This window comes from Bradyrhizobium sp. AZCC 2230 (assembly GCF_036924495.1).
Classification (GTDB): domain Bacteria; phylum Pseudomonadota; class Alphaproteobacteria; order Rhizobiales; family Xanthobacteraceae; genus Bradyrhizobium; species Bradyrhizobium rifense.
Genome location: NZ_JAZHRS010000001.1, coordinates 6394242 through 6415726 on the forward strand (window position 1 = coordinate 6394242; position 21485 = coordinate 6415726).

25 protein-coding genes and 1 tRNA gene are annotated in these 21485 nt (G+C 63.7%); 16 read left to right on the plus strand and 10 right to left on the minus strand.

Annotated features, from left to right (window positions below; genetic code table 11):
* The 5 genes from ugpE to V1280_RS30695 form a co-directional block, all read right to left on the minus strand.
* Complete coding sequence (gene ugpE / locus V1280_RS30675; protein WP_334533139.1) at window positions 1-849, minus strand: sn-glycerol-3-phosphate ABC transporter permease UgpE; 849 nt, start codon at window positions 847-849, stop codon at window positions 1-3.
* Window positions 849-1730, minus strand: coding sequence for a sn-glycerol-3-phosphate ABC transporter permease UgpA (gene ugpA, locus V1280_RS30680; protein WP_334533142.1), 882 nt, complete (start codon window positions 1728-1730; stop codon window positions 849-851). Before ugpA ends, ugpE begins: the two co-directional genes overlap by 1 nt.
* Before the next feature lie 53 nt (window positions 1731-1783).
* Entirely contained in the window at window positions 1784-3100 is a 1317-nt protein-coding gene (gene ugpB, locus V1280_RS30685; protein WP_334533145.1) for a sn-glycerol-3-phosphate ABC transporter substrate-binding protein UgpB, read from the minus strand.
* A gap of 231 nt (window positions 3101-3331) precedes the next feature.
* A complete protein-coding gene (locus V1280_RS30690) occupies window positions 3332-4534 on the minus strand; it encodes a CaiB/BaiF CoA transferase family protein (protein WP_334533148.1) in 1203 nt (400 codons plus the stop codon).
* A 172-nt stretch (window positions 4535-4706) separates the two neighbouring features.
* A complete protein-coding gene (locus V1280_RS30695) occupies window positions 4707-5132 on the minus strand; it encodes an organic hydroperoxide resistance protein (protein ID WP_254127257.1) in 426 nt (141 codons plus the stop codon).
* A gap of 157 nt (window positions 5133-5289) precedes the next feature.
* Here V1280_RS30695 and V1280_RS30700 point away from each other — a divergent pair, with 157 nt between their 5' ends.
* A complete protein-coding gene (locus V1280_RS30700; RefSeq protein ID WP_334533155.1) occupies window positions 5290-5748 on the plus strand; it encodes a MarR family winged helix-turn-helix transcriptional regulator in 459 nt (152 codons plus the stop codon).
* Between the two features lie 25 nt (window positions 5749-5773).
* Here V1280_RS30700 and V1280_RS30705 read toward each other — a convergent pair whose 3' ends face one another.
* The 3 genes from V1280_RS30705 to V1280_RS30715 all read right to left on the minus strand — a co-directional run bounded on the left by V1280_RS30705 (window position 5774) and on the right by V1280_RS30715 (window position 6733).
* The gene (locus V1280_RS30705) at window positions 5774-6010 is read right to left on the minus strand and encodes a GIY-YIG nuclease family protein (RefSeq protein WP_334533158.1); all 237 of its coding nucleotides are present in this window, start codon (window positions 6008-6010) and stop codon (window positions 5774-5776) included.
* Between the two features lie 148 nt (window positions 6011-6158).
* Window positions 6159-6234, minus strand: a tRNA-Ala gene (locus V1280_RS30710).
* Between the two features lie 91 nt (window positions 6235-6325).
* Window positions 6326-6733: a TIGR02300 family protein gene (locus V1280_RS30715; protein ID WP_334533160.1), complete on the minus strand. Its 408-nt coding sequence runs from the start codon at window positions 6731-6733 to the stop codon at window positions 6326-6328.
* A gap of 159 nt (window positions 6734-6892) precedes the next feature.
* Between V1280_RS30715 and aroA the strand changes: the two genes are divergently transcribed.
* The 10 genes from aroA (at window position 6893) to trpB (ending at window position 15984) form a co-directional block, all read left to right on the plus strand.
* Window positions 6893-8230, plus strand: coding sequence for a 3-phosphoshikimate 1-carboxyvinyltransferase (aroA, locus tag V1280_RS30720; protein ID WP_334533163.1), 1338 nt, complete (start codon window positions 6893-6895; stop codon window positions 8228-8230).
* 10 nt (window positions 8231-8240) lie between these two features.
* Window positions 8241-8846 (plus strand): hypothetical protein, encoded by a 606-nt coding sequence (locus tag V1280_RS30725; RefSeq protein ID WP_334533166.1) that lies wholly within the window; start codon window positions 8241-8243, stop codon window positions 8844-8846.
* Complete coding sequence (locus V1280_RS30730) at window positions 8824-9231, plus strand: hypothetical protein (protein WP_334533168.1); 408 nt, start codon at window positions 8824-8826, stop codon at window positions 9229-9231. Before V1280_RS30725 ends, V1280_RS30730 begins: the two co-directional genes overlap by 23 nt.
* 5 nt (window positions 9232-9236) lie before the next feature.
* Window positions 9237-9875 carry a (d)CMP kinase gene (gene cmk, locus V1280_RS30735; protein ID WP_334533170.1) on the plus strand — a complete coding sequence of 213 codons (639 nt, stop codon included), beginning with the start codon at window positions 9237-9239 and terminating at the stop codon, window positions 9873-9875.
* Window positions 9876-10141: 266 nt separating this feature from the next.
* Window positions 10142-11848 carry a 30S ribosomal protein S1 gene (gene rpsA, locus V1280_RS30740; protein ID WP_148773440.1) on the plus strand — a complete coding sequence of 569 codons (1707 nt, stop codon included), beginning with the start codon at window positions 10142-10144 and terminating at the stop codon, window positions 11846-11848.
* Between the two features lie 262 nt (window positions 11849-12110).
* Window positions 12111-13091, plus strand: coding sequence for a signal peptide peptidase SppA (gene sppA, locus V1280_RS30745; RefSeq protein ID WP_334533178.1), 981 nt, complete (start codon window positions 12111-12113; stop codon window positions 13089-13091).
* Between the two features lie 183 nt (window positions 13092-13274).
* Window positions 13275-13580, plus strand: a complete 306-nt coding sequence (locus V1280_RS30750; RefSeq protein WP_007598410.1) for an integration host factor subunit beta — start codon at window positions 13275-13277, stop codon at window positions 13578-13580.
* A 72-nt stretch (window positions 13581-13652) separates the two neighbouring features.
* Complete coding sequence (locus tag V1280_RS30755; RefSeq protein WP_334533182.1) at window positions 13653-14045, plus strand: lipopolysaccharide assembly protein LapA domain-containing protein; 393 nt, start codon at window positions 13653-13655, stop codon at window positions 14043-14045.
* Between the two features lie 65 nt (window positions 14046-14110).
* Window positions 14111-14770 (plus strand): phosphoribosylanthranilate isomerase, encoded by a 660-nt coding sequence (locus V1280_RS30760; RefSeq protein ID WP_334533185.1) that lies wholly within the window; start codon window positions 14111-14113, stop codon window positions 14768-14770.
* Entirely contained in the window at window positions 14767-15984 is a 1218-nt protein-coding gene (gene trpB, locus V1280_RS30765) for a tryptophan synthase subunit beta (protein WP_334533188.1), read from the plus strand. The genes V1280_RS30760 and trpB overlap by 4 nt, the downstream gene beginning before the upstream one ends.
* A 79-nt stretch (window positions 15985-16063) precedes the next feature.
* Here trpB and V1280_RS30770 read toward each other — a convergent pair whose 3' ends face one another.
* The gene (locus V1280_RS30770; protein WP_334533191.1) at window positions 16064-16408 is read right to left on the minus strand and encodes an endonuclease domain-containing protein; all 345 of its coding nucleotides are present in this window, start codon (window positions 16406-16408) and stop codon (window positions 16064-16066) included.
* 72 nt (window positions 16409-16480) lie between these two features.
* On the opposite strand from V1280_RS30770, the gene trpA reads away from it, so the two are divergent.
* The 5 genes from trpA (at window position 16481) to V1280_RS30795 (ending at window position 21066) form a co-directional block, all read left to right on the plus strand.
* Window positions 16481-17317 carry a tryptophan synthase subunit alpha gene (gene trpA / locus V1280_RS30775; RefSeq protein WP_334533194.1) on the plus strand — a complete coding sequence of 279 codons (837 nt, stop codon included), beginning with the start codon at window positions 16481-16483 and terminating at the stop codon, window positions 17315-17317.
* Between the two features lie 110 nt (window positions 17318-17427).
* Window positions 17428-18369 (plus strand): acetyl-CoA carboxylase, carboxyltransferase subunit beta, encoded by a 942-nt coding sequence (gene accD, locus V1280_RS30780; RefSeq protein ID WP_334533197.1) that lies wholly within the window; start codon window positions 17428-17430, stop codon window positions 18367-18369.
* On the plus strand, window positions 18366-19709 hold the full coding sequence (locus V1280_RS30785; protein WP_334533200.1) for a bifunctional folylpolyglutamate synthase/dihydrofolate synthase: 1344 nt from the start codon (window positions 18366-18368) through the stop codon (window positions 19707-19709). The genes accD and V1280_RS30785 overlap by 4 nt, the downstream gene beginning before the upstream one ends.
* A gap of 145 nt (window positions 19710-19854) precedes the next feature.
* Window positions 19855-20595, plus strand: a complete 741-nt coding sequence (locus V1280_RS30790) for a metallophosphoesterase family protein (protein WP_334533203.1) — start codon at window positions 19855-19857, stop codon at window positions 20593-20595.
* Window positions 20596-20631: 36 nt separating this feature from the next.
* On the plus strand, window positions 20632-21066 hold the full coding sequence (locus V1280_RS30795; RefSeq protein WP_334533206.1) for an SRPBCC family protein: 435 nt from the start codon (window positions 20632-20634) through the stop codon (window positions 21064-21066).
* A 74-nt stretch (window positions 21067-21140) separates the two neighbouring features.
* Here the strand turns inward: V1280_RS30795 and trxA are convergent, their stop codons facing one another.
* Window positions 21141-21461: a thioredoxin gene (gene trxA, locus V1280_RS30800; protein WP_007598398.1), complete on the minus strand. Its 321-nt coding sequence runs from the start codon at window positions 21459-21461 to the stop codon at window positions 21141-21143.
* Window positions 21462-21485: the final 24 nt, after the last annotated feature.

A 21485-nucleotide genomic window follows, 5' to 3' on the forward strand; every position in this document is an offset into this window, starting at 1 on the left:
CTACTTCTCCGTCTCGACCAGACCGCGGACGAACAATTTCTGCATGGCGACGACGACGAACACCGGCGGCAGCATGGCCAGCACGGCGGTCGCCATCACCACCGGCCATTCGGTCAGCGCGTCGGTGGTGGTGATCATCTTGCGGATGCCGACCTGGATGGTCTGCATGTCGTCGCGCGTGGTGATCAGCAGCGGCCAGAGATATTGATTCCAGCCGAGGATGAAGAGGATCACGAACAGCGCCGCCATGTTGGTGCGCGACAGCGGCAGCAGCGTATCCCAGAAGAAGCGCAAGGGACCGGCGCCGTCGATGCGCGACGCCTCGAGCAATTCGTCCGGCACAGTCATGAAGAACTGGCGAAACAGCAATGTCGCGGTGGCGGATGCGATCAGCGGCAGCGCCAGGCCCGCGTAGCTGTCCAGCATGTGCAAATCGGCGACGATCTTGTAGGTCGGATAGATGCGGACCTCGACCGGCAGCATCAAGGTGATGAAGATGATCCAGAAGATCGCCATCCGGAACGGAAAGCGGAAATACACGATCCCATAGGCCGAGATGATCGAGATCGCGATCTTGCCGACAGCGATCAAGAGCGCCATCACCAGCGAGTTCAGCATCATGTTGTAGACGGGCTCGCGGGTCGAGCCGCTCGTGCCGACGAAGATGGTCTGGTAGTAGACCTCGAAGAAATGCCCGCCCGGCAGCAGCGACATCTGCCCGTTGGCGATCAGCGCGTTGTCCTGGGTCGAGGCGACGATGGCGATGTAGACGGGAAACGCGACGATCGCGATTCCGATCCAGAGGATGATATGGGCGACGTAGCGTCGAAAGCCCTCTTGCTCGACCATCAGTAGGTCACCTTGCGTTCGACGAAGCGGAACTGGATTCCCGTCAGCACGATGACCATGACCATCAGGATCACCGACTGCGCCGCCGAACTGCCGAGATTGCCGCCGAGCAGGCCGTCGGAATAGACCTTGTAGACCAGCGTGACCGTCGACGTGCCGGGACCGCCGCGGGTCATGGTGTCGATGATGCCGAAGGTGTCGAAGAAGGCGTAGACGATGTTGACGACCAGCAGGAAGAAGATGGTCGGCGACAGCAGCGGGAAGGTCACGGTCCAGAACCGCCGCATCGGGCGTGCGCCGTCGATCGCGGCGGCCTCGAACACGCTCTTCGGGATGGCTTGCAGCCCGGCGAGGAAGAACAGGAAATTATAGGAGATCTGCTTCCAGGCGGCGGCGAGGATGATCAGCCCAGCGGCCTGGTTGCCGTCGAGCAGCGGATTCCAGTCGACGCCGGCGGCGCGCAAGTATCGCGCGAGCACACCGAGCGAGGGATGCAGCATGAAGATCCAGAGCACGCCGACCACGGGCGGTGCGACCGCATAGGGCCAGATCAAAAGCGTACGGTAGAGCATCGAGCCGCGCAGCGGCTTGTCCGCCATCACGGCGAGCAGCAGCGCAAAGGACAGCGACGAGAGGGCGATGGCGAACGAGAAGACGAAGGTCCGGACGACCGCCTCGAAATAAGCGGGGTCCTTCAGCAGGTCGATGTAATTGTCGAACCAGACGAAGCTCGACGAGAGACCAAAGGCGTCCTGGAGCAGGAACGACTGGATCACCGCCTGCAAGGCCGGCCAATAGAAAAATATCAGGACGATCGCGAGTTGCGGGGCAACCAGCGCGTAGGGCAACAGCCTTGATTGGAAAATGGCTTGCTTTTGCATGATGGGGTGGTGCCGGCAGGCCGCTCATCGTACGGCCTGCCGGCGCCTTCGCCTTATTTTACAGCGGTCTTTTCGAACTGACGCAGCATCGTGTTGCCGCGCTCGACGGCCGCATCCAGCGCCTGCTTGGCGGTCTTCTTGCCGGCCAGCGCCTGCTCGATCTCTTCCGACCAGACGTCACGCAGCTGAACCATGTTGCCGAGGCGCAGACCGCGCGAGTTCTCGGTCGGCTCCTTGTTGGTCAGCTCGAGCAGCGGGGTCTCGAGGTAGGGCTGGTCCTTGTAGAAACCCTCGGTCTTGGCCTTCTCATAGGCGGCCTTGGTGATCGGCAGATAGCCGGACGCCTTGTGGATGTAGACCTGGCGATCGGTATCCGAGAGGAAGGTCAGGAATTTTGCGACGCCCTTGTATTCGTCGGCCGATTTGCCGCCCATGATCCAGAGCGACGCGCCGCCGATGATCGAGTTCTGCGGTGCGCCCTTGACGTCCGGATAGTACGGCATCGGTGCAGCGGTGAAGTTGAACTTGGCCTGCGCCTTGACGTTGCCGAAGAAGGCGGACGAGGTGATGTAGATCGGGCACTCGCCCGAAGTGAATCGGCCTTCGCCGGTGTTGGTGCGGCCAGCGTAGTCGTAGATCTTGTCCTTCTGTAGCTCGACCAGCTTCTCGAGGTGCTTCAGCTGGAGCGGCCCGTTGAACTCGAGCACGGTGTCGAAGCCGTCGAGGCCGTTGGCCTTGCTGGCGAGCGGCACGTTGTGCCAGGCGGAGAGCTGCTCGAGATTGACCCAGGTGACCCAGGAGCCGGAGAAGCCGCAGGTCGGATGACCGTTGTCATGGAGCTTCTTGGCGGCTTCGAAGGTCTCGGGCCAGGTCTTCGGGATCTCGACATTCGCCTTCTTGAGCTCGTCGAGGTTGACCCACATGACGGTCGACGACGAGTTGAAGGGGAAGGACAGCATCTCGCCCTTCGAGGTCGAGTAGTAGCCCGTGATCGCGGACAGATAGTTCTTCGGATCGAATTTCTCGCCGGCATCAGCCATCAGCTTGTAGACGGGCTTCACGGCGCCGGTCGCGGCCATCATGGTCGCGGTGCCGACTTCGAACACCTGCATGACGTGCGGAGCGTTGCCGGCGCGGAAGGCCGCGATGCCGGCGTTCATCGTGTCGGGATAGTTGCCCTTGTAGGTCGGGATGACCTTGTAGTCGGTCTGCGACGCATTGAAGTCGGTGGCGAGCTTGACGATGACGTCATTGTTGGCGCCCGTCATCGCATGCCACCACTGGATCTCGGTCACAGCCAGCGCCGGCGAAGCCGTCATGCCAACCGCGATTGCAACAGCGGCAGCCGCCCCAAAATGTCGAAGAGCCATCAAGTAACCTCCCTTGGCCGTTCTCTTGGCCGTCAAAAAGAAGCGCTTGCGCTAGCAGCGCCATATGACGTTCACATGACTGTGTAGGCGGCCGAAACGAAAGCGGCAAGCGCGGGAAAAGGGAAGCCGTCAAATAGGCGAATGCCAAACGGGCAGCCGCATCCGTTCGCGGTGCACACTAGTGCCCGCGCCGCAGTGCGGCATCGCTCGCTGGATGTGGTGGGCAGGCCCTTAGCGCTTGCGCTCGGGACCGCAGACCGTGCCCTTCGCGACCATCGCGTCGATCTCCGCCTTTGAGTAGCCGAACTCACCCAGCACCTCCTGGGCGTGCTGGCTGAACTTCGGCGGCGGGCGGCGCAGGCTCGGCTTGCTGCGATCGAGCCGGATCGGCGAGGCCACGCCCTTGTACCAGTCCTTCTCGATGACATCGCCGCGCGCGATCGTGTGCGGGTTGGTCAAGGCCTGGTCGATCTTCTGTACGGGACCTGCGGGCAGGCCCGCGGCCAGTAGGCGATTGCACAACGGCTCGGCCTCGTGCTGGCTGAACACGGCGGCAAGTTCGGCACGCAACGCCTCGCGATTGGCGATGCGGTCCTTGTTGCGGGCAAAGCGCGGATCGGTGCCGAGCTCGGGCTTGCCGATTTCCTTGGCGAGCTTGCGGAAGGTGCCGTCATTGCCGACGCCGATGAAGATGTTGTCGGTCTTGGTCGGGAAGATCGCGTAAGGAACGAGGTTGGGATGCTCGTTGCCGGTGAGGCCGGGCGGCTTGCCATGCATGAAATAATTCGCGGTGTGCGGATGCATGATGGCAAGGCCGGTCTCGTACAGCGTCGTCTCCAGGAACTGGCCCTTGCCCGAGCGCTGCCGCTCCGACAGTGCCATCAGGATGCCGATCGCTGCGTAAAGACCGGTGGTGATGTCGACCAAGGGCACGCCGATCCGCATCGGGCCGCTCTCCGGCGAGCCGGTCGCCGCGATCATGCCGGTCATGGCCTGGATGATGGCGTCATAGCCGGGATTGCCGCCGCGCGGGCCGTCGGCGCCGAAGCCGCAGATCCGGCAATGCACGAGGCGCGGATATTTCTTGCTGAGCACATCGTTGCCGATGCCCCATTTCTCCAGCGTGCCCGGCTTGAAATTCTCGATCAGGACGTCGGCGGTCTCCAGCATCTTGAGCAGCACGACACGGCCGCCCTCGGAAGCGAGATCGAGGCCGATCGAGCGCTTGTTGCGGTTGATGCCGACGAAATAAGCCGCGTCGTCGTCGTGGAAGGGAGGACCCCAATCGCGCACCTCGTCGCCCGCGGGCGGCTCGACCTTGATCACATCGGCGCCATGGTCGGCGAGGATCTGGGTGCAGTAGGGGCCGCCGAGCACGCGCGTAAGATCGATCACGCGCAGTCCGCTCATTGCGCCGGTTGCGGCTTCAGTCATGCCTTCGCTTCCCTGTGTCGATATTTGACCACAGGCCTAGCGAGGTTCGTCCAAGCCAGCAATGGCTTGTCGCGTGGGGGCGTATGCGTCGCGGCACAATCCCGCGGCGTGGCAAATCAAGCAGAGGCGGCCGGCCCGAGGGGGATCCCGGGCCAGCCAATCCACCGTCTGATCAGACGACCGTCAGGCGGACGTCGACATTGCCGCGCGTCGCGTTGGAATACGGGCACACCTGGTGCGCTTTCTCGACCAGCGCCTCGGCCTCAGTGCGGGACAGGCCCGGCAGCGAGACGGCCAGATCGATGTCGAGGCCGAAGCCGCCGGCCGAGCGCGGGCCGATGCCGACGGTCGAGGTCACGGAGGCGTCGGCGGGGACCTTTGGGCCGCCCTGCGAGGACACGAACTTCATCGCGCCGATGAAGCAGGCGGCATAGCCGGCCGCAAACAGCTGCTCGGGATTGTTGCCGGCGCCACCGCCGCCGCCGAGCTCCTTCGGCGTGGTAAGCTTGACGTCGAGCGCGCCGTCGAGGGTCGCAGCATGGCCGTCACGGCCGCCGGTGGCTTTTGCGCTGGTCTTGTAGAGGACGTTCACGGACATTTTCGTCTCCCTTGGGGTATTCGGGTTGCGGTGACGCCTATATCGCAAACAATTAGATTGTGCGCAATTCAAATCTGCATGCCTCACATTTAATTGTTCGCAATTGAATGTCGGCCCGCCCGGTCCCACAATGCGGGTCAATCTCGTGAGATTCTCTATGGCCCGGAAATTATCGACCCTGGATCCCCAACGGCTCGACAACCAGATCTGCTTCGCCGTCTATTCCGCCGCGCACGCCTTCAACCGCGTCTACAAGCCGCTGCTCGACCGGCTCGGCCTGACCTATCCGCAATATCTGGTGATGCTGGTGCTGTGGGAGCGCGACGACGTGCCGCTCAAGGACATCGGCGAAAAGCTGTTTCTGGATTCGGGCACGCTGACGCCGCTGCTCAAGCGGTTAGAGGCCGCGCACCTCGTCAAGCGCACGCGCTCCAGCGAGGACGAGCGTCAGGTCCTGATCGCGCTGACGCCGCAGGGCCACGCGCTGAAGGACAAAGCGCGCAGCGTCCCGCAGTCGATCCTGGCAGCGTCGGACTGCACGGTGCCGGAGCTGGTCGCGATGAAAGACGAGATCGTCGCGCTGCGCGATCGGTTGAATGCGGTGATCGGGGAGTAGGGCGGTGCATTTGCCCCGTGGATAGTCAGAAGTGCTTTTTTGCGAATGCGCGGCCTGAGCCAGATTTCAGATATCGCTCGAACGCGATCGCGCGCGCCATATCATCAAACGCGAAATAGGTTCGTATTCGCCAAGGTCCGTATTTCGATGTGTGTGGCACTTCGCCGGCATTGTGCTTCACTAAGCGCGCCCGCAGGTCGTCCGTGATGCCCACATAGAAGTGCTCGCCGTCGAGGCTTTGGAGAATGTAGACATACTTCATAGCGCTTCCTCCCCCGGGAGGAGCTTAGCAGGCCATTCAGAGTCCTGGAGGGGGGCGTCACGGTCCGCCGACGCCCTTCGGGCTCTGGCGGGACAGCCTTCGCTACGAGAGGGCTTGCCCAGCCGAAGCAGGCGTAGCCTGCGAAGGCTGGTGGAGCCAGGCGGGATCGAACCGCCGACCTCTTGCATGCCATGCAAGCGCTCTCCCAGCTGAGCTATGGCCCCTTAAGTCCTGGGACGATCCTTGTGGATCACTCCCGACCGGCGAGCCTGGTGACTCGCGCGGTGCACCCTTTTTCACAGATCAGGGCTGATCTCAAGTCTCTTCATCACCTCCGACATCACCAATGATGTCGGTCACGTCCTCATCGCCCTCTTCTTCGTCGGCAATGAAGGTCGAATCATCGTCATCGTCGTCGTCGAGGGTCTCGTCGACCTCGATATCGTCCTCGGATTCGGGGACGACGGCCTTGACCTTGCCGGTGTTCTCCTCGGCATCGGCCTCCTCGAGCGAGACCTCTTCGACCTCTGCCGGCTCCGGCGTGATCTCCGCGGCAGCCGCGTGACGGGCTTCGGCGCCGCGGGTGGCGCGGGCCGGCGCCACAGGCGCAATCGGTACCACTTCGCCGGTATAGGGCGAGATCACCGGATTCTTGTTGAGGTCGTAGAACTTCTTGCCCGTGGTCGGGCAAATACGTTTGGTTCCGAGTTCGGACTTGGCCACGGCAGAGGAATCCTGGGATGTCTGAAAAGCGGTGTTTCACTTGGCTAGTTGGCGGCCCGCTGTCAATAGCGCATTACGAGAGAAAGACATGCTCGTGACGGCGGGGAGGCCATGTGGTAGGTGCGCGCGAGCCTCTGAGGCGCATTCAAGGACACAATCTTGACCCATTCCGACAAGCCGACGCCGCTGAAGTCGCGCTCAAGCGGTCCCCTGACCGGGAAAGTACGGGTGCCCGGGGACAAGTCGATTTCCCACCGCGCCCTCATTCTGGGCGCGCTTGCTGTGGGCGAGACCCGGATCACAGGTCTCCTCGAGGGCGAGGACGTCCTCAACACCGCCAAAGCCATGCAGGCGCTCGGCGCCAAGGTCGAACGCACCGGTGATTTCGCCTGGAAGGTGCAGGGTGTGGGCGTCGGAGGCTTTGCCCAGCCCAAGGCAGCGCTGGATTTCGGCAACTCCGGCACCGGTTGCCGGCTGGTCATGGGCGCTGTCGCCGGCTGCCCGATCTCGGCGATTTTTGATGGTGACGCCTCGCTGCGCAGCCGCCCGATGCGCCGGATCCTCGATCCGCTCGAAAAAATGGGTGCCAAGGTCGCTTCTGCCGCTGAGGGTGGCCGCCTGCCGCTGACCGTCCAGGGCGCGCGCGATCCGCTGCCGATTACGTACAAGACCCCGGTCGCGTCGGCCCAGATCAAGTCGGCGGTGCTGCTGGCGGGCCTGTCTGCGCCGGGCACCACGACCGTGATCGAGAACGAGGCCAGCCGCGACCACACCGAGCTGATGCTGAAGCATTTCGGCGCGGATATCACCTCGGTGAGCGAAGGTGCTCACGGCCGCCGCATTACGCTGGTCGGCCAGCCCGAGCTGCATGGCGCCACCGTCATCGTGCCCGCCGATCCGTCCTCAGCGGCATTTCCGGTCGTCGCGGCGCTGATCGTCGAAGGCTCCGATGTCGTTCTGTCCGACGTGATGACCAATCCGCTGCGCACCGGCCTTTTCACGACGTTGCGTGAAATGGGCGCGTCCATCGAGGAAAGCGAAGTGCGCGGCGATGCCGGCGAGCCGATGGCGCAGTTGCGCGTGCGCGCGTCAAAACTGCGCGGCGTCGAAGTGCCGCCGGAGCGCGCGCCCTCGATGATCGACGAATATCTCGTGCTGGCGGTCGCGGCTTCGTTCGCCGAAGGCACGACGATCATGCGCGGCCTGAAGGAGTTGCGCGTCAAGGAATCCGATCGGCTCGAGGCCACCGCGGACATGCTCCGCGTCAACGGCGTGAAGGTCACTGTTTCCGGCGACGATCTGATCGTCGATGGCCGCGGTCACGTTCCCGGCGGCGGCACTGTCGCCACGCATATGGACCACCGCATCGCGATGTCCGCGCTGGTGATGGGCTGCGCGTCCGATCAGCCCGTGACGGTCGACGACACCGCCTTCATCGCTACCAGCTTTCCGGACTTCATTCCGATGATGCGGTCGCTGGGGGCCGAGTTTTCATGAGGCCGTGGCCATGAGCGCAGCCTTCGATCGCGACGCCCTGCTGGATGCGTTCGATTCGATCGGCCGTGCTGCAGCCGACGCCGGAACCAAGCTTCAGATCGCGGTCTATGGCGGCTCTGCCCTCATGCTCGCCAGCAATTTCCGCTTCGCGACCGAGGACGTCGACGTCTCGAAGCTCGAGCGTCCGCTGCCGGACTGGTTGGAGAAGACAACAGCCGAAATAGCCGCAAAGAACGGCTGGAGCGCCGACTGGTTCAACGATCAGGTCGTATTCCATCTCAGTCCGCTGGCCGACCGTGCTGCGGATCATCTCGAATTTGGCACTTTCCCACGGGATGGCACGCCGCCAGGGCTTGAGGTCTCGGTGCCCTCCGCTGCATATCTTCTTGCGCTGAAGCTGAAGGCATTCCGGATCACGGATCCCATTCGTGGAGAGACCGAACGTCTGGATATCCTGAACTTGATGAAGGTAGTTGGAATCTCGACGGTGGGGGAAGCCATCGGGCTGCTCGGTCGGTATTTTCCGGTAAGCGCTGCTTCCTCGGAGAAGCAGCGTTTCCTGCTGAAGAACATGGATCTGGGGGGAGGAGCCGATGCGCCCAAATACCCTCGCTGAAGCCGTCGATCGCATCTGCGCTGGCGCGCCACAGGATACGACGCTGGCTGAATTCCTCGACACGTTCGATCTCGCGGCGACGGGCCGGGCTCAATACGAGACGATCGAGGACGAGCCCGCGCTGACGCAGAATGGCCGGCTCGACGCTCTGGTCGGCGCAATCGCCGAATATCTGGCAAAACAACGTCGCCTCGGCCGGGTGCCGGCGTGGGTCTGCGATCCGGCGCGTCGCCTTGCTGAACCATGGTTCACCACGTCTTCTCCGTCCGACGCGATGCGCGAGTACTTGACATTTTCGAGTCCCGCCGAATTCGCGTCTCGCAACATTTTTACTGAAGAGCAGCCGTTGCGGCGCGCCCGCGGACCCCACCCAGTCAAGGTTTGAGTGTCATGATCATCGCCATCGATGGACCCGCGGCCTCGGGCAAGGGCACGCTCGGCAAGCGCCTCGCCCATCATTACGGTTATCGTCACCTCGATACCGGCGTGATCTATCGTGCGGTCGCCTACGCGCTGATGCAGTCCGGCCATGACCTCCGGGACGAGACGGCTGCGGTGCAGGCTGCGCTGGAACTCGATCCCGAAAAGTTCGGCAATCCCGCCCTCAAGACCCAGACGGCCGGCGAGGGCGCCTCCATCGTCTCGGCGATTCCCAGGGTTCGCGAGGTCCTGCTCGATTTCCAGCGGCATTTCGCCGCCGGTCCGCCCGGCGCGGTGCTGGACGGCCGGGACATTGGAACCGTGATCTGCCCCGACGCCGACGTGAAGATCTTCGTCGTGGCTGACCCAAAGGTCCGGGCCCGCCGCCGCACCATGGAGGCGAGGGCGCGGGGCGAGGAGGCGGATGAGGCGGCGGTGCTCGCCGACATCATCCAGCGCGACGAACGGGACAAGAACAGGCCGATCGCGCCCCTAAAACCGGCCGCAGATGCTTACTTGCTTGATAACTCCCAACTGGATATAGAAGGCGGCGTCCGGGCCGCCATCGACATTATCGAGGCCGTCCGAGCGGGCCGGTCGCGGGGTTAAGCCGCAGCCGTCATTGGAGGAAGCGCCCGCTCCCGCTCTTTGAGGTCGATACTCTCGGTCCCTGCTTTGGGGCCGACGCGATCCAGGCTCCGGACAAAAGATTTTCACGTATCGAACGTGCGGGCCCAGCCGGCCCGCTTCCGCTGTTCCGGTCGCAAGCCGGAGCAACGAGCGGTCGCTCGAAGGTTTTGTGGACCTTCCGACACTGCACGCGCGGTACGCCCAAGAACCCAACGGCCGGCAAGACATCCGCAACTGGAGAACAAATGGCTTCGACTTCCGCTGATACCTATAGCCCGTCGCGCGACGATTTCGCCGCGATGCTCGACGAGTCCTTCGCAGGTGGCAACCTGCAGGAGAGCTCGGTCGTCAAGGGCAAGGTGGTTGCAATTGAAAAGGACATGGCCGTCATTGACGTCGGCCTGAAGACCGAGGGCCGCGTCGCCCTGCGCGAATTTTCCGGCCCCGGCCGTGAGAGCGAGATCAAGGTCGGCGACGAGGTGGAAGTGTTCCTCGATCGCATCGAGAACGCACTCGGCGAAGCCGTGCTGTCGCGCGACAAGGCGCGCCGCGAAGAGAGCTGGGGCAAGCTGGAGAAGGCGTTCCAGAACAACGAGAAGGTCACGGGCGTCATCTTCAACCAGGTCAAGGGTGGCTTCACCGTCGATCTCGACGGCGCCGTCGCCTTCCTGCCGCGTTCGCAGGTCGACATCCGTCCGATCCGCGACGTTGCGCCGCTGATGAACAACGCGCAGCCGTTCCAGATCCTCAAGATGGACCGCCGTCGCGGCAACATCGTCGTCTCCCGCCGCACGGTTCTCGAAGAGACTCGCGCCGAGCAGCGTCAGGAGCTGGTGCAGAACCTCGAAGAGGGTCAGGTCATCGACGGCGTGGTCAAGAACATCACCGATTACGGTGCGTTCGTTGATCTCGGCGGCATCGACGGCCTGCTGCACGTCACCGACATCGCGTGGCGCCGCGTCAACCACCCGACCGAGGTGCTCTCGATCGGCCAGACCGTGAAGGTCAAGATCATCAAGATCAACCACGAGACGCACCGCATCTCGCTGGGCATGAAGCAGCTGCTGGACGATCCGTGGCAGGGCATCGAAGCCAAGTACCCGCTGGGTGCCCGCTTCACCGGCCGTGTCACCAACATCACCGACTACGGTGCGTTCGTCGAGCTCGAGCCGGGCATCGAAGGCCTGATCCACGTCTCCGAGATGTCGTGGACCAAGAAGAACATGCACCCCGGCAAGATCGTGTCGACCTCGCAGGAAGTCGACGTGCAGGTGCTGGAAGTCGATTCCGTCAAGCGCCGCATCTCGCTCGGTCTCAAGCAGACCATGCGCAACCCGTGGGAGGTCTTCGTTGAAGGTCACCCGACCGGTTCGACCGTCGAGGGCGAAGTCAAGAACAAGACCGAGTTCGGTCTGTTCCTGGGTCTCGAAGGCGACGTCGACGGCATGGTCCATCTCTCCGACCTCGACTGGAAGCTTCCGGGCGAGCAGGTGATCGACAACTACAAGAAGGGCGACGTGGTGAAAGCCGTGGTGCTCGATGTGGACGTCGAGAAGGAGCGTATCTCGCTCGGCATCAAGCAGCTCGAAGGCGACCCATTCGCCGAGCCGGGCGATGTCAAGAAGGGCGCTGTCGTGACCTGCGAAGTGCTCGAAGTGAAGGAAAGCGGCATCGAGGTGAAGATCGCCGGGACCGACTTCACCACCTTCGTCAAGCGCTCGGAGCTCGCGCGTGACCGCAACGACCAGCGCGCCGAACGCTTTGCCGTCGGGGAGAAGGTCGATGCCCGCGTGATCCAGTTCGACAAGAAGGCCCGCAAGGTCCAGGTGTCGATCAAGGCGCTCGAAGTCGCCGAAGAGAAGGAAGCCATCGCGCAGTACGGCTCCTCGGATTCGGGAGCGACGCTCGGCGACATCCTGGGCACCGCGCTCAAGAACCGCGACAGCAAGTAAGCGAAACGCAGGTTTTGCTGACATCAAAGCCCCGGCGCGAGCCGGGGCTTTTTTGTTGGGGCGCTTGTAGCCCGGATGGAGCGAAGCGAGATCCGGGGCCGTGCCACGATCGAAAGTGGTCCCGGATTACGCTGCGCTCCATCCGGGCTACGGCCGCAGGCCTTGTTTTCTTCAAATTGCGCCGCAATTGATGTATCCAGACAAGCCATTGGTCACGTTGTGACGGCACAACGCCGGCGGCCCTTCATTTGGAGATATTCCGATGTCACTCGATTCGGACATCATCGTCGATCGCCGCAGGATCCGCCGCAAGCTGACGTTCTGGCGCGTGATGGCTGCGCTGATCGCGATCGCTGCGATCGCGGGCTTCGCTCTGATCGCGACACCCGGCGCGCAGGGCAGCTTCGCCTCCGCAGGCTCGATCGCGCGTGTGCAGATCGACGGCCTGATCCGCAGCGATTCCGAGCGAACGCGGGCGCTGGAGCGGCTGGAGAATTCGCAGGCTGCCGCCGTCATCGTTCACGTCAACTCACCGGGTGGCACCACCGCCGGCTCCGAGCAGCTTTATGATTCACTCACGCGCCTGAAGGCGAAGAAGCCGCTGGTCGTCGTGGTCGAGGGTCTTGCGGCGTCCGGCGGCTATATCACCGCCATTGCGAGCGACCACATCATCGCCCAGCAGAGCTCCCTGGTCGGCTCGATCGGCGTGCTGTTCCAGTTTCCGAACTTCACCGAGCTGCTGAAGACCGTCGGCGTCAGGGTCGAGGAAGTGAAGTCCACGCCGCTGAAGGCTGCGCCCAACGGGTTTGAGCCGACCAGCCCCGAGGCACGGGCCGCGCTGGATGCGCTGGTGAAGGATTCCTACGCCTGGTTCAAGGATCTGGTGAAGCAGCGCCGTGGCATGGATGACACGCAGCTCGAAAAAGTCGTCGATGGCCGCGTCTTCACCGGACGCCAGGCGATCGATCTCAAGCTGATCGATCAGCTCGGCGACGAGAAAACTGCGGTGACCTGGCTCGAGGAGCAGAAGGGCGTCAAGAAGGGTCTCAACGTGCGCGATTACAAGCTCGAGCCGCGCTTTGGCGACCTGCCGTTCCTCAAGACGGCCGCCGCCGTGACGCTGGAAGCGCTTGGATTCGGCTCGATTGCGCACCAAATCGCGCAAACCGGCGTCGTGCAGGCGGTTGATCGCGTCGGGTTGGATGGAATGCTGGCCTTGTGGCAGCCGGCTGCCTCGAATTGACCGGGAATAAGCGGGAATAACGCGAGCTTCAGAGCTTTTTCCCGTCCGGCGGGTAGCCGTGCAGCCCGCTTTTTCGGCATTTGTCACGCATTTTCACGACGCTCAACCTTCATTTAGCGTCTTGACAGATCACGGTATTTTCACGGAAATGGTCATCCGCACGCTCCCGGGTCCTATCTCTCGATGATCAAATCCGAACTTGTTCAGCGTATCGCCGAGCACAACCCGCATCTGTACCAGCGGGATGTCGAGAACATTGTGAATGCGATTCTCGAGGAGATCGTAGCGGCACTCGCGCGCGGTGACCGCGTCGAGCTGCGCGGCTTCGGCGCTTTCTCGGTGAAGCACCGCCCCGCGCGCGCCGGCCGCAATCCGCGCACCGGCGCCCATGTCCCCGTCGATCAGAAGAGTGTTCCGTTCTTCAAGACCGGCAAGGAAATGCGCGAGCGGCTGAACCGCGATCATCCGGATCCGGGCGCCCCGGATTAAAGTCTGTCGTCCGGGCTTAACCGAACAGCCGCATGATGCGGCAGCAAGCTTGATTCAAGACGAGCGCTCGCGATGCGAAAGTTCCTGACCGCGCTGATCGTGATTCCGCTGGCCCTGATCCTGGTGACCTTTGCGGTGGCCAACCGGCATTTCGTCACCGTCTCCTTCGATCCCTTCATGGCGGCCGATCCGGCTCTCTCGATCACGCTGCCGCTCTTCCTGCTGCTGATCCTGGTGGCTGCCGTGGGCGTCATCGCCGGCGGCTGCGCCGTCTGGTTCGGCCAGCGGCACTGGCGGCGCGCCGCGCGCCGGCATGAGGCGGATGCGCGGGCTGCCCAAGTCGAATTGGCCGGACTGCGGGCTCAGGCGTCCCCTGCCAGGCCCGAGAGCCAGCGCCTCCCCGTTCCCTCCGGGGTGGGCCTTTACGGGGCTATCGGGCGAGACAAGCAGCGCGCGACGTTGTAGAAGCGGCCCGACCGAAAAAACCCGTTTCCAGGCCGCCGCTTGCGGCCTTCACCCGCTTTGAGACCATGTCCCTGCTCGTCAAAATCTGCGGCCTGTCCACGCCCGAGACGCTCGAAACGGCGCTCGACGCGGGCGCCGACATGGTGGGGTTCGTGTTCTTCCGGCCGTCGCCGCGGCATGTGTCGCTGGAGACGGGACGCGATCTCGGCCGGCAGGCGAAGCGGCGTGCGCTCAAGGTCGCGCTCACGGTCGATGCCGACGATGCCACGCTCGACAACATCATGGACGCGCTGTCGCCGGACATTTTTCAGCTCCACGGCCAAGAGAGCGTGGCGCGGCTGCGCGACATCAAGCAGAAGTTCGGCCGCCCCGTGATGAAAGCGGTGCCGGTCGCAACCGCAGCCGATCTCGCCGTGCTGCCCGGCTATGTCGCGGTCGCCGACCGCATCCTGTTCGACGCGCGTGCGCCGAAGGATGCGACGCGTCCCGGCGGCCTGGGCGCGCCGTTCGACTGGCACCTGCTGGAAAATCTCGATCTGAAACTGCCCTACATGGTCTCGGGCGGGCTTCACGCCGACAATGTTGCGGAGGCCCTCAGCGTCACCGGCGCCGGTGGCGCCGACGTGTCCTCGGGTGTCGAGAGCGCCCCAGGCGTCAAGGACCCGGAGCTGATCAAGGCCTTCATTCGCGCCGCGCGCGCCACCCAAGAGTTGAGCGTTCGATGAACATCGCCAAACCAAATTCCTATCGCAGCGGCCCCGACGAGCGCGGCCATTTCGGCATCTTTGGCGGACGCTTCGTCGCCGAAACCCTGATGCCGCTGATCCTCGATCTGGAGAAGGCCTACACCGCGGCCAAGGCCGATCCGGCTTTCCAGGCCGAGATGAGCGGCTATCTCAAGAACTATGTCGGCCGGCCCTCGCCGCTCTATTTCGCCGAGCGTCTCACCGAGCATCTCGGCGGCGCGAAGATCTATCTGAAGCGCGAAGAGCTCAACCACACCGGTTCGCACAAGGTGAACAACGTGCTCGGCCAGATCATGCTGGCGCGGCGCATGGGCAAGAAGCGCATCATCGCCGAGACCGGCGCCGGCCAGCACGGCGTCGCCACCGCGACGCTGTGCGCGCGCTTCGGCCTGGAATGCGTGGTCTATATGGGCGCCGTCGACGTCGAGCGGCAGCAGCCCAATGTGATCCGCATGGAGATGCTGGGCGCAACGGTGGTCCCGGTGCAGTCGGGCACGCGCACGCTGAAGGACGCCATGAACGAGGCTCTGCGCGATTGGGTCACCAATGTGCATAACACCTTCTACTGCATCGGCACGGTGGCGGGTCCGCATCCCTATCCGACGCTGGTGCGCGACTTCCAGTCGATCATTGGCAACGAGACCAGGACGCAGATGCTGGAGGTCGAGGGCCGCCTGCCGGATTCTCTAGTCGCCTGCATCGGCGGCGGCTCGAACGCGATGGGCCTGTTCCATCCGTTCCTCGATGACTCAACGGTTGAAATCTTGGGCGTCGAAGCCGCGGGCCACGGGCTGACGCAGCTGCATGCAGCCTCGATCGCAGGCGGCCGCCCCGGCGTGCTGCACGGCAACCGAACCTATCTCCTGATGGATGCCGACGGCCAGATCCAGGATGCGCATTCGATCTCGGCCGGCCTCGACTATCCCGGCATTGGCCCCGAGCATTCCTGGCTGCACGAGATCGGCCGCGTCAATTATCTCTCCGCGACCGATGACGAGGCGCTCGCCGCGTTCCAGCTGCTCTCGAAGCTCGAAGGCATCATTCCCGCCCTCGAGCCCGCGCACGCCATCGCCAAGGTGATGGAGCTCGCGCCGAAGCGGCCGAAAGACCACCTGATGGTCGTCAATCTCTCCGGCCGCGGCGACAAGGACGTCCCGCAGGTCGGCGACATCCTGAAGGGCAAGAGCAAGTGAGGCGCGTGTCGCACTCTCTTCACCTCTCCCCGTCGGGGAGAGGTCGGCTGCGAAGCAGCCGGGTGAGGGGTCTATCCGCTCACTCGAACCTCAGTGATGTCTGGATAAGCTCGAGGACACCCTCAAGATTTTCGTACACGTCAGTGTTCGAGACGCGCAGGACAAGGAAGCCGCAGGCCTCGAGCACTTTGGTCCTGGCTTCATCGCGCTCGACCTCGGACGGGCTGGAATGCGTGACGCCGTCGACTTCAACGATGAGTTTTCCGTCCAAGGTCACGAAGTCTACGATGTATCGATCGACCGGATGCTGGCGACGAAATTTCCAGCGGGCGAGCTGCCTGTTGCGCAGCGCCTGCCAAAGCTTTGCTTCCGCGCTCGTCTGCGACTCGCGAAGCCTTCGCGCTCTCGATTTGAATCTTTCCATCCCCCTCACCCGGCTGCTTCGCAGCCGACCTCTCCCCGGAGGGGAGAGGTATAGCACAGCGGCCGCCGAATCATGACCACGCGTATCGACACCCGTTTTGCCGAGCTGAAAAAAGCCGGCCGCTCGGCCTTCGTCACCTATGTGATGGCCGGCGATCCTGATCTCACGACTTCGCTCAATATCGTCAAGGCGCTGCCCAAGGCAGGCGCCGACGTCATCGAACTCGGCATTCCCTTCACCGATCCGATGGCGGATGGCCCCTCGATTCAGGCGGCAGGTCTGCGCGCGCTCAAGAACGGCATGACCTTGACGAAGACGCTGGAGCTGGTGCGCGGCTTCCGAAAGGACGACAATTTCACGCCGCTGGTGCTGATGGGCTATTACAATCCGATCTACATTTACGGCGTCGACAAGTTTTTGGCTGATGCCAAGACGGCCGGCGTTGACGGCCTCATCATCGTCGATTTGCCGCCGGAGGAAGACGACGAGCTCTGCATTCCCGCGCTGAAGGCGGGCCTGAACTTCATTCGCCTCGCGACCCCGACCACCGACGACAAGCGCCTGCCCGCGGTGCTCGCGAACACATCAGGCTTTGTCTATTACGTCTCTATCGCCGGCATCACCGGTGCAGCGGCGGCGGACGCGAATGCCGTAGGTCAAGCTGTCGCGCGCATCAAGCGGCATACCAAGCTGCCGATCTGCGTTGGTTTTGGCATCCGCACGCCGGAGGCGGCGCGCGCAATTGCCGAGAAGGCCGATGGTTCGGTGGTCGGCACCGCGCTGGTCGATGCGCTCAAGAACAGTCTCGATGCCGAAGGGCGCGCAACCGCCAAAACCGTTGACGCCGTGGCCGAACTGACGGCGGCGCTGGCCCAGGGCGTTAGGGCTGCGAAACAAGCGGCCGAATAGGCCATAATTCCGCTTTAGGGGCGGGCGACACGGCGGCTTGCCGGGCAAGGGCCCGGCCGCCATATAGTCCTTCAGGCGATCCCCTGCGGGTTCGCACATCGGAGCAAACCATGAACTGGCTTACCAATGTGGTCCGGCCGAAGATCCGCAACATGCTGCGGCGGGAGACGCCGGAGAATCTGTGGATCAAGTGCCCGGATTCCGGACAGCTCGTGTTCTACAAGGACGTCGAGGCCAACCAGTTCGTCATCCCCGGCTCGAACTACCACATGCGCATGGGCGCGGTGGCGCGGCTGAAGTCGATCTTCGACAACGAGACCTGGTTCGACGTCGCCTTGCCCGACGTGACGCCCGATCCGCTGAAGTTTCGCGACGAGAAGAAGTACGTCGATCGCATCAAGGACGCGCGCGCGCGCACCAATCTGAACGACGCGGTCAAGGTCGGCTACGGCAAGCTCGAAGGCGCCGGTGTCGTCATCGCCGTGCAGGATTTCGATTTTATGGGCGGTTCGCTCGGCATGGCCGCGGGTGAAGCCCTCGTGCGCGGGCTCGAGCTCGCGGTCGAAAAGAAGTCGCCCTTCATCGTGTTCGCCGCATCCGGCGGCGCGCGCATGCAGGAAGGCATCCTGTCGCTGATGCAGATGCCGCGCACCACGGTCGGCGTGCAGATGCTGCGTGAAGCAAAACAGCCCTATATCGTCGTGCTGACCAACCCGACCACCGGCGGCGTCACTGCGTCCTATGCGATGCTCGGCGACGTGCAGATCGCCGAGCCCGGCGCGCTGATCGGCTTTGCCGGCGCACGCGTGATCGAGCAGACCATCCGCGAGAAATTGCCGGAAGGTTTCCAGCGCGCCGAATATCTGAAAGAGCACGGCATGGTCGACATGGTCGTGCATCGCCACGAGTTGCGTCCGACTTTGGCGCGGCTCTGCCGCCTGCTCACCAGGGCGCCGGCGCAGGAACGCGCGTCGAAATCGGTGCAGCCTGTCGTCAGCCCGGCGCAGATCGTATCGGTCCCTGAGACGGCGCCGGCTGCGCCCCACGCGTGAACGCGCCCTCGGACAGCACAAAGCCGCGGCTCGATGCATTGATCGGGCGGCTGTCGGCCCTGCATCAGAAGCGTATCGATCTCGGGCTCGAGCGGATGCACCGCCTGCTCGAGCGGCTCGGTCATCCCGAACGCAAGCTGCCGCCGGTGATCCATGTCGCCGGCACCAACGGCAAGGGCTCGACGGTTGCCTATCTGCGCGCGACGCTGGAGGCGGCCGGCCTGCGCGTTCACGCCTACACCTCGCCCTATCTGGTCCGCATCAACGAATGTTTCCGCCTCGGCCGCGTCGGCGGTGGCGTGCTCGTCTCCGACGACGAATTGCGCGCGGCGCTGGAAGAAGTTGAGAGCGTCAATGCCGGCGAGCCTGCGACCGTCTTTGAGCTCAAGACTGCCGCCGCCTTCCATCTGTTCGCGCAAAATCCCGCCGATGCGGTGCTACTCGAGGTGGGCCTCGGCGGCCGGCTCGATTCGACCAATGTGGTCGATACGCCCGCGGCCTGCGTGATCACGCCTGTCAGCATGGACCACATGGAATTTCTCGGCGACACCCTTGCGTCGATCGCTGGCGAGAAGGCCGCGATCATCAAGCGTGATGTGCCCGTGGTGTGCGCCGAGCAGGCGCCTGAGGCGATGGCGGTGATCGAGGCGCAGGCCAAGCGCATGCGCGCGCCGCTGTTTGCCGCCAACGAAAGCTGGCACGTCAATGTCGAGCATGGGCGTCTGGTCTATTCCGACGAGCGCGGCCTGATGGATCTCGCGGCGCCGCGCCTGTTCGGCCGCCATCAGTTTGACAATGCCGGCCTAGCGATCGCGACGCTGCGTGCGATTCCGAACTTCAAGATCAACCATGCGGCATTCGAGGCCGGGATCGTCGGCGCCGAATGGCCGGCGCGGATGCAGCGTCTCACCTCGGGCGAGTTGCTCTCCTGGGGTCCGCAAGGCAGCGAGATCTGGCTCGACGGCGGGCACAATGCCGAAGGCGGCCGCGTCGCGGCCGCCGCGCTCGGCGACCTCGAGGAGCGTGTGTCACGATCGCTGGTGGTGATCGCGGGCATGATGGCCAACAAGGATGCGAAGGCGTTTCTGGCCAATTTCGCCGGCCTCACCCGACACGTCATCGTGGTGCCGATTCCGGACACCGAGAACGCGATGCCGGTCGATCGCCTTGCGGACGCCGTCCGCAGCCTCGGCATGCGCGTCGAGATCGCTCCCGGCATCGAGGCCGCATTGCGCGCTCTGTCGAAACTCGCCTACGAAGTGCCGCCGCGCATCCTGATCACCGGCTCGCTCTATCTCGCTGGCCACGTTCTGGGTCTCAACGGCACGCCTCCTGCATAAGCTCTCATGTCCCGGACGCGGTGCAGCGTGCAACGCTGCTCCGCAGAGCCGGGACCCAGAATGCCGCAACATGGGCCCCGGCTCTGCAGCGCACCGCTGAAGTAGCGCTGCGCTGCGTCCGGGGCACGAGAGTGGGAAAATCCCAATGCGTTTTGCCGCGATTGCCGACGTCCACGGAAACTATCTCGCGCTGGAGGCGGTGCTTGCCGACATCCGCGCCCAAGGCATCACCGACATCGTCAATCTCGGCGACATGCTGAGCGGCCCGCTCGATGCGCGGCGCACCATCGAGATCCTGATGACGCTCGATGCCGTGCACGTGCTCGGCAATCATGACCGCTATCTGCTCGATCGCCCTCCGGAGAAGATGGGTTCGTGGGACCGCCCCGCCCACGCGCAGCTCGATGCCGCGCAGCTCCACTGGCTGCGGGCGCAGCCGATGATTCGTGTGTTTCGGGAGCAGGTCTTCCTCTGTCACGCGACGCCCGAGGATGACGAAATCTACTGGCTCGACACGGTGCATCCCGACGGCACGGTGGCCCTATCGCCGCTCGATCGGATCGAGCAGTTCGCGCAGGGCATCACGCAGTCGCTGATCCTCTGCGCTCACACCCATCTTGCCCGTGCCGTGCGGCTTCGCGACGGCCGCCTGATCGTCAATCCCGGCAGCGTCGGCAGCCCCGGCTATCGCGACGTGCATCCGTTCCCGCATCTGGTCGAAGCCGGCACGCCGCACGCGCGCTATGCGGTTCTCGAATTTGTCGCGGGCAACTGGCAGGTCACATTCCGTCAAATCGCTTATGATCACGGCGCAATGGCTGCGCTCGCCCGCCGCAACGGCCAAGCGGAGCTGGCAAATGCATTGGCGACGGGCTGGATCAAATAGCGGCGTCCAAGCGCACATTGAACGGGGAGGCGTGTCGTGAGCGACGAAAATACCTGGCGGGGCGAATATGCGGTCGAGACGTCCGCAACTGCAGAGACGATATGGAGCATCTTTCGCGATGTGCCCGGCTGGAAAACCTGGAACGCAGGCATCGAGCAGATCGAGATTGACGGGCCGTTCGCGACCGGCACCTGGTTCACGATGAAGCCGCCCGGCGAGGAGGCGCTACGCTCGCAACTGATCGATGTGCGCGAAAATTCGTGCTTCATCGACGAAACGCGGGTCGGCGATCTCACCATCAAGGTCGCCCATCGCATCGAACCGCTCGGATCGACGCGCACGCGCATCGTTTACGCCGTCGACGCCAAGGGCCCGCAAGCGGCCGAAATCGGTCCGGCCGTCGCGTCAGATTTTCCCGAGGTTCTCGCGAGCCTGGCCAGGCTCGCGGAGGGTAGGCCCGACGGGAAATAGACCCGGGCTGCGGGTAAAATAAAACGGCCGGCGATTATTGGCCGGCCGTTCGAACGACTGTCTTGCGTCGTGGATCATACCGCCGAGGTGATCCACTGCTGGAGCTTCGCCTTCGGCGCAGCGCCGACCTGACGGGAGGCCATCTCGCCGCCCTTGAAGATCATCAGGGTGGGGATCGACATCACGCCGTACTTCGACGCGGTCTTGGGGCTCTCGTCGACGTTGAGCTTGACGATCTTGACCTTGTCGCCCATCGCGCCGGCGATCTCATCGAGGGCGGGCGCGATCATGCGGCAGGGGCCGCACCATTCGGCCCAGAAATCGACGACGACCGGACCGTTCGCCTTGAGCACTTCGGCTTCGAAATCGGTATCGGAAACCTTGCCAACGGCCATTGGAGTACCTCACTCGGTTGAAAG

Coding starts and splice junctions, on each gene's coding strand:
- ugpE (WP_334533139.1), bottom strand. CDS start 849: ATGGTCGAGCAAGAGGGCTTTCGACGCTACGTCGCCCATATCATCCTC.
- ugpA (WP_334533142.1), bottom strand. CDS start 1,730: ATGCAAAAGCAAGCCATTTTCCAATCAAGGCTGTTGCCCTACGCGCTG.
- ugpB (WP_334533145.1), bottom strand. CDS start 3,100: ATGGCTCTTCGACATTTTGGGGCGGCTGCCGCTGTTGCAATCGCGGTT.
- V1280_RS30690 (WP_334533148.1), bottom strand. CDS start 4,534: ATGACTGAAGCCGCAACCGGCGCAATGAGCGGACTGCGCGTGATCGAT.
- V1280_RS30695 (WP_254127257.1), bottom strand. CDS start 5,132: ATGTCCGTGAACGTCCTCTACAAGACCAGCGCAAAAGCCACCGGCGGC.
- V1280_RS30700 (WP_334533155.1), top strand. CDS start 5,290: ATGGCCCGGAAATTATCGACCCTGGATCCCCAACGGCTCGACAACCAG.
- V1280_RS30705 (WP_334533158.1), bottom strand. CDS start 6,010: ATGAAGTATGTCTACATTCTCCAAAGCCTCGACGGCGAGCACTTCTAT.
- V1280_RS30725 (WP_334533166.1), top strand. CDS start 8,241: ATGAGCGCAGCCTTCGATCGCGACGCCCTGCTGGATGCGTTCGATTCG.
- V1280_RS30730 (WP_334533168.1), top strand. CDS start 8,824: ATGCGCCCAAATACCCTCGCTGAAGCCGTCGATCGCATCTGCGCTGGC.
- cmk (WP_334533170.1), top strand. CDS start 9,237: ATGATCATCGCCATCGATGGACCCGCGGCCTCGGGCAAGGGCACGCTC.
- rpsA (WP_148773440.1), top strand. CDS start 10,142: ATGGCTTCGACTTCCGCTGATACCTATAGCCCGTCGCGCGACGATTTC.
- sppA (WP_334533178.1), top strand. CDS start 12,111: ATGTCACTCGATTCGGACATCATCGTCGATCGCCGCAGGATCCGCCGC.
- V1280_RS30750 (WP_007598410.1), top strand. CDS start 13,275: ATGATCAAATCCGAACTTGTTCAGCGTATCGCCGAGCACAACCCGCAT.
- V1280_RS30755 (WP_334533182.1), top strand. CDS start 13,653: ATGCGAAAGTTCCTGACCGCGCTGATCGTGATTCCGCTGGCCCTGATC.
- V1280_RS30760 (WP_334533185.1), top strand. CDS start 14,111: ATGTCCCTGCTCGTCAAAATCTGCGGCCTGTCCACGCCCGAGACGCTC.
- trpB (WP_334533188.1), top strand. CDS start 14,767: ATGAACATCGCCAAACCAAATTCCTATCGCAGCGGCCCCGACGAGCGC.
- V1280_RS30770 (WP_334533191.1), bottom strand. CDS start 16,408: ATGGAAAGATTCAAATCGAGAGCGCGAAGGCTTCGCGAGTCGCAGACG.
- trpA (WP_334533194.1), top strand. CDS start 16,481: ATGACCACGCGTATCGACACCCGTTTTGCCGAGCTGAAAAAAGCCGGC.
- accD (WP_334533197.1), top strand. CDS start 17,428: ATGAACTGGCTTACCAATGTGGTCCGGCCGAAGATCCGCAACATGCTG.
- V1280_RS30790 (WP_334533203.1), top strand. CDS start 19,855: ATGCGTTTTGCCGCGATTGCCGACGTCCACGGAAACTATCTCGCGCTG.
- trxA (WP_007598398.1), bottom strand. CDS start 21,461: ATGGCCGTTGGCAAGGTTTCCGATACCGATTTCGAAGCCGAAGTGCTC.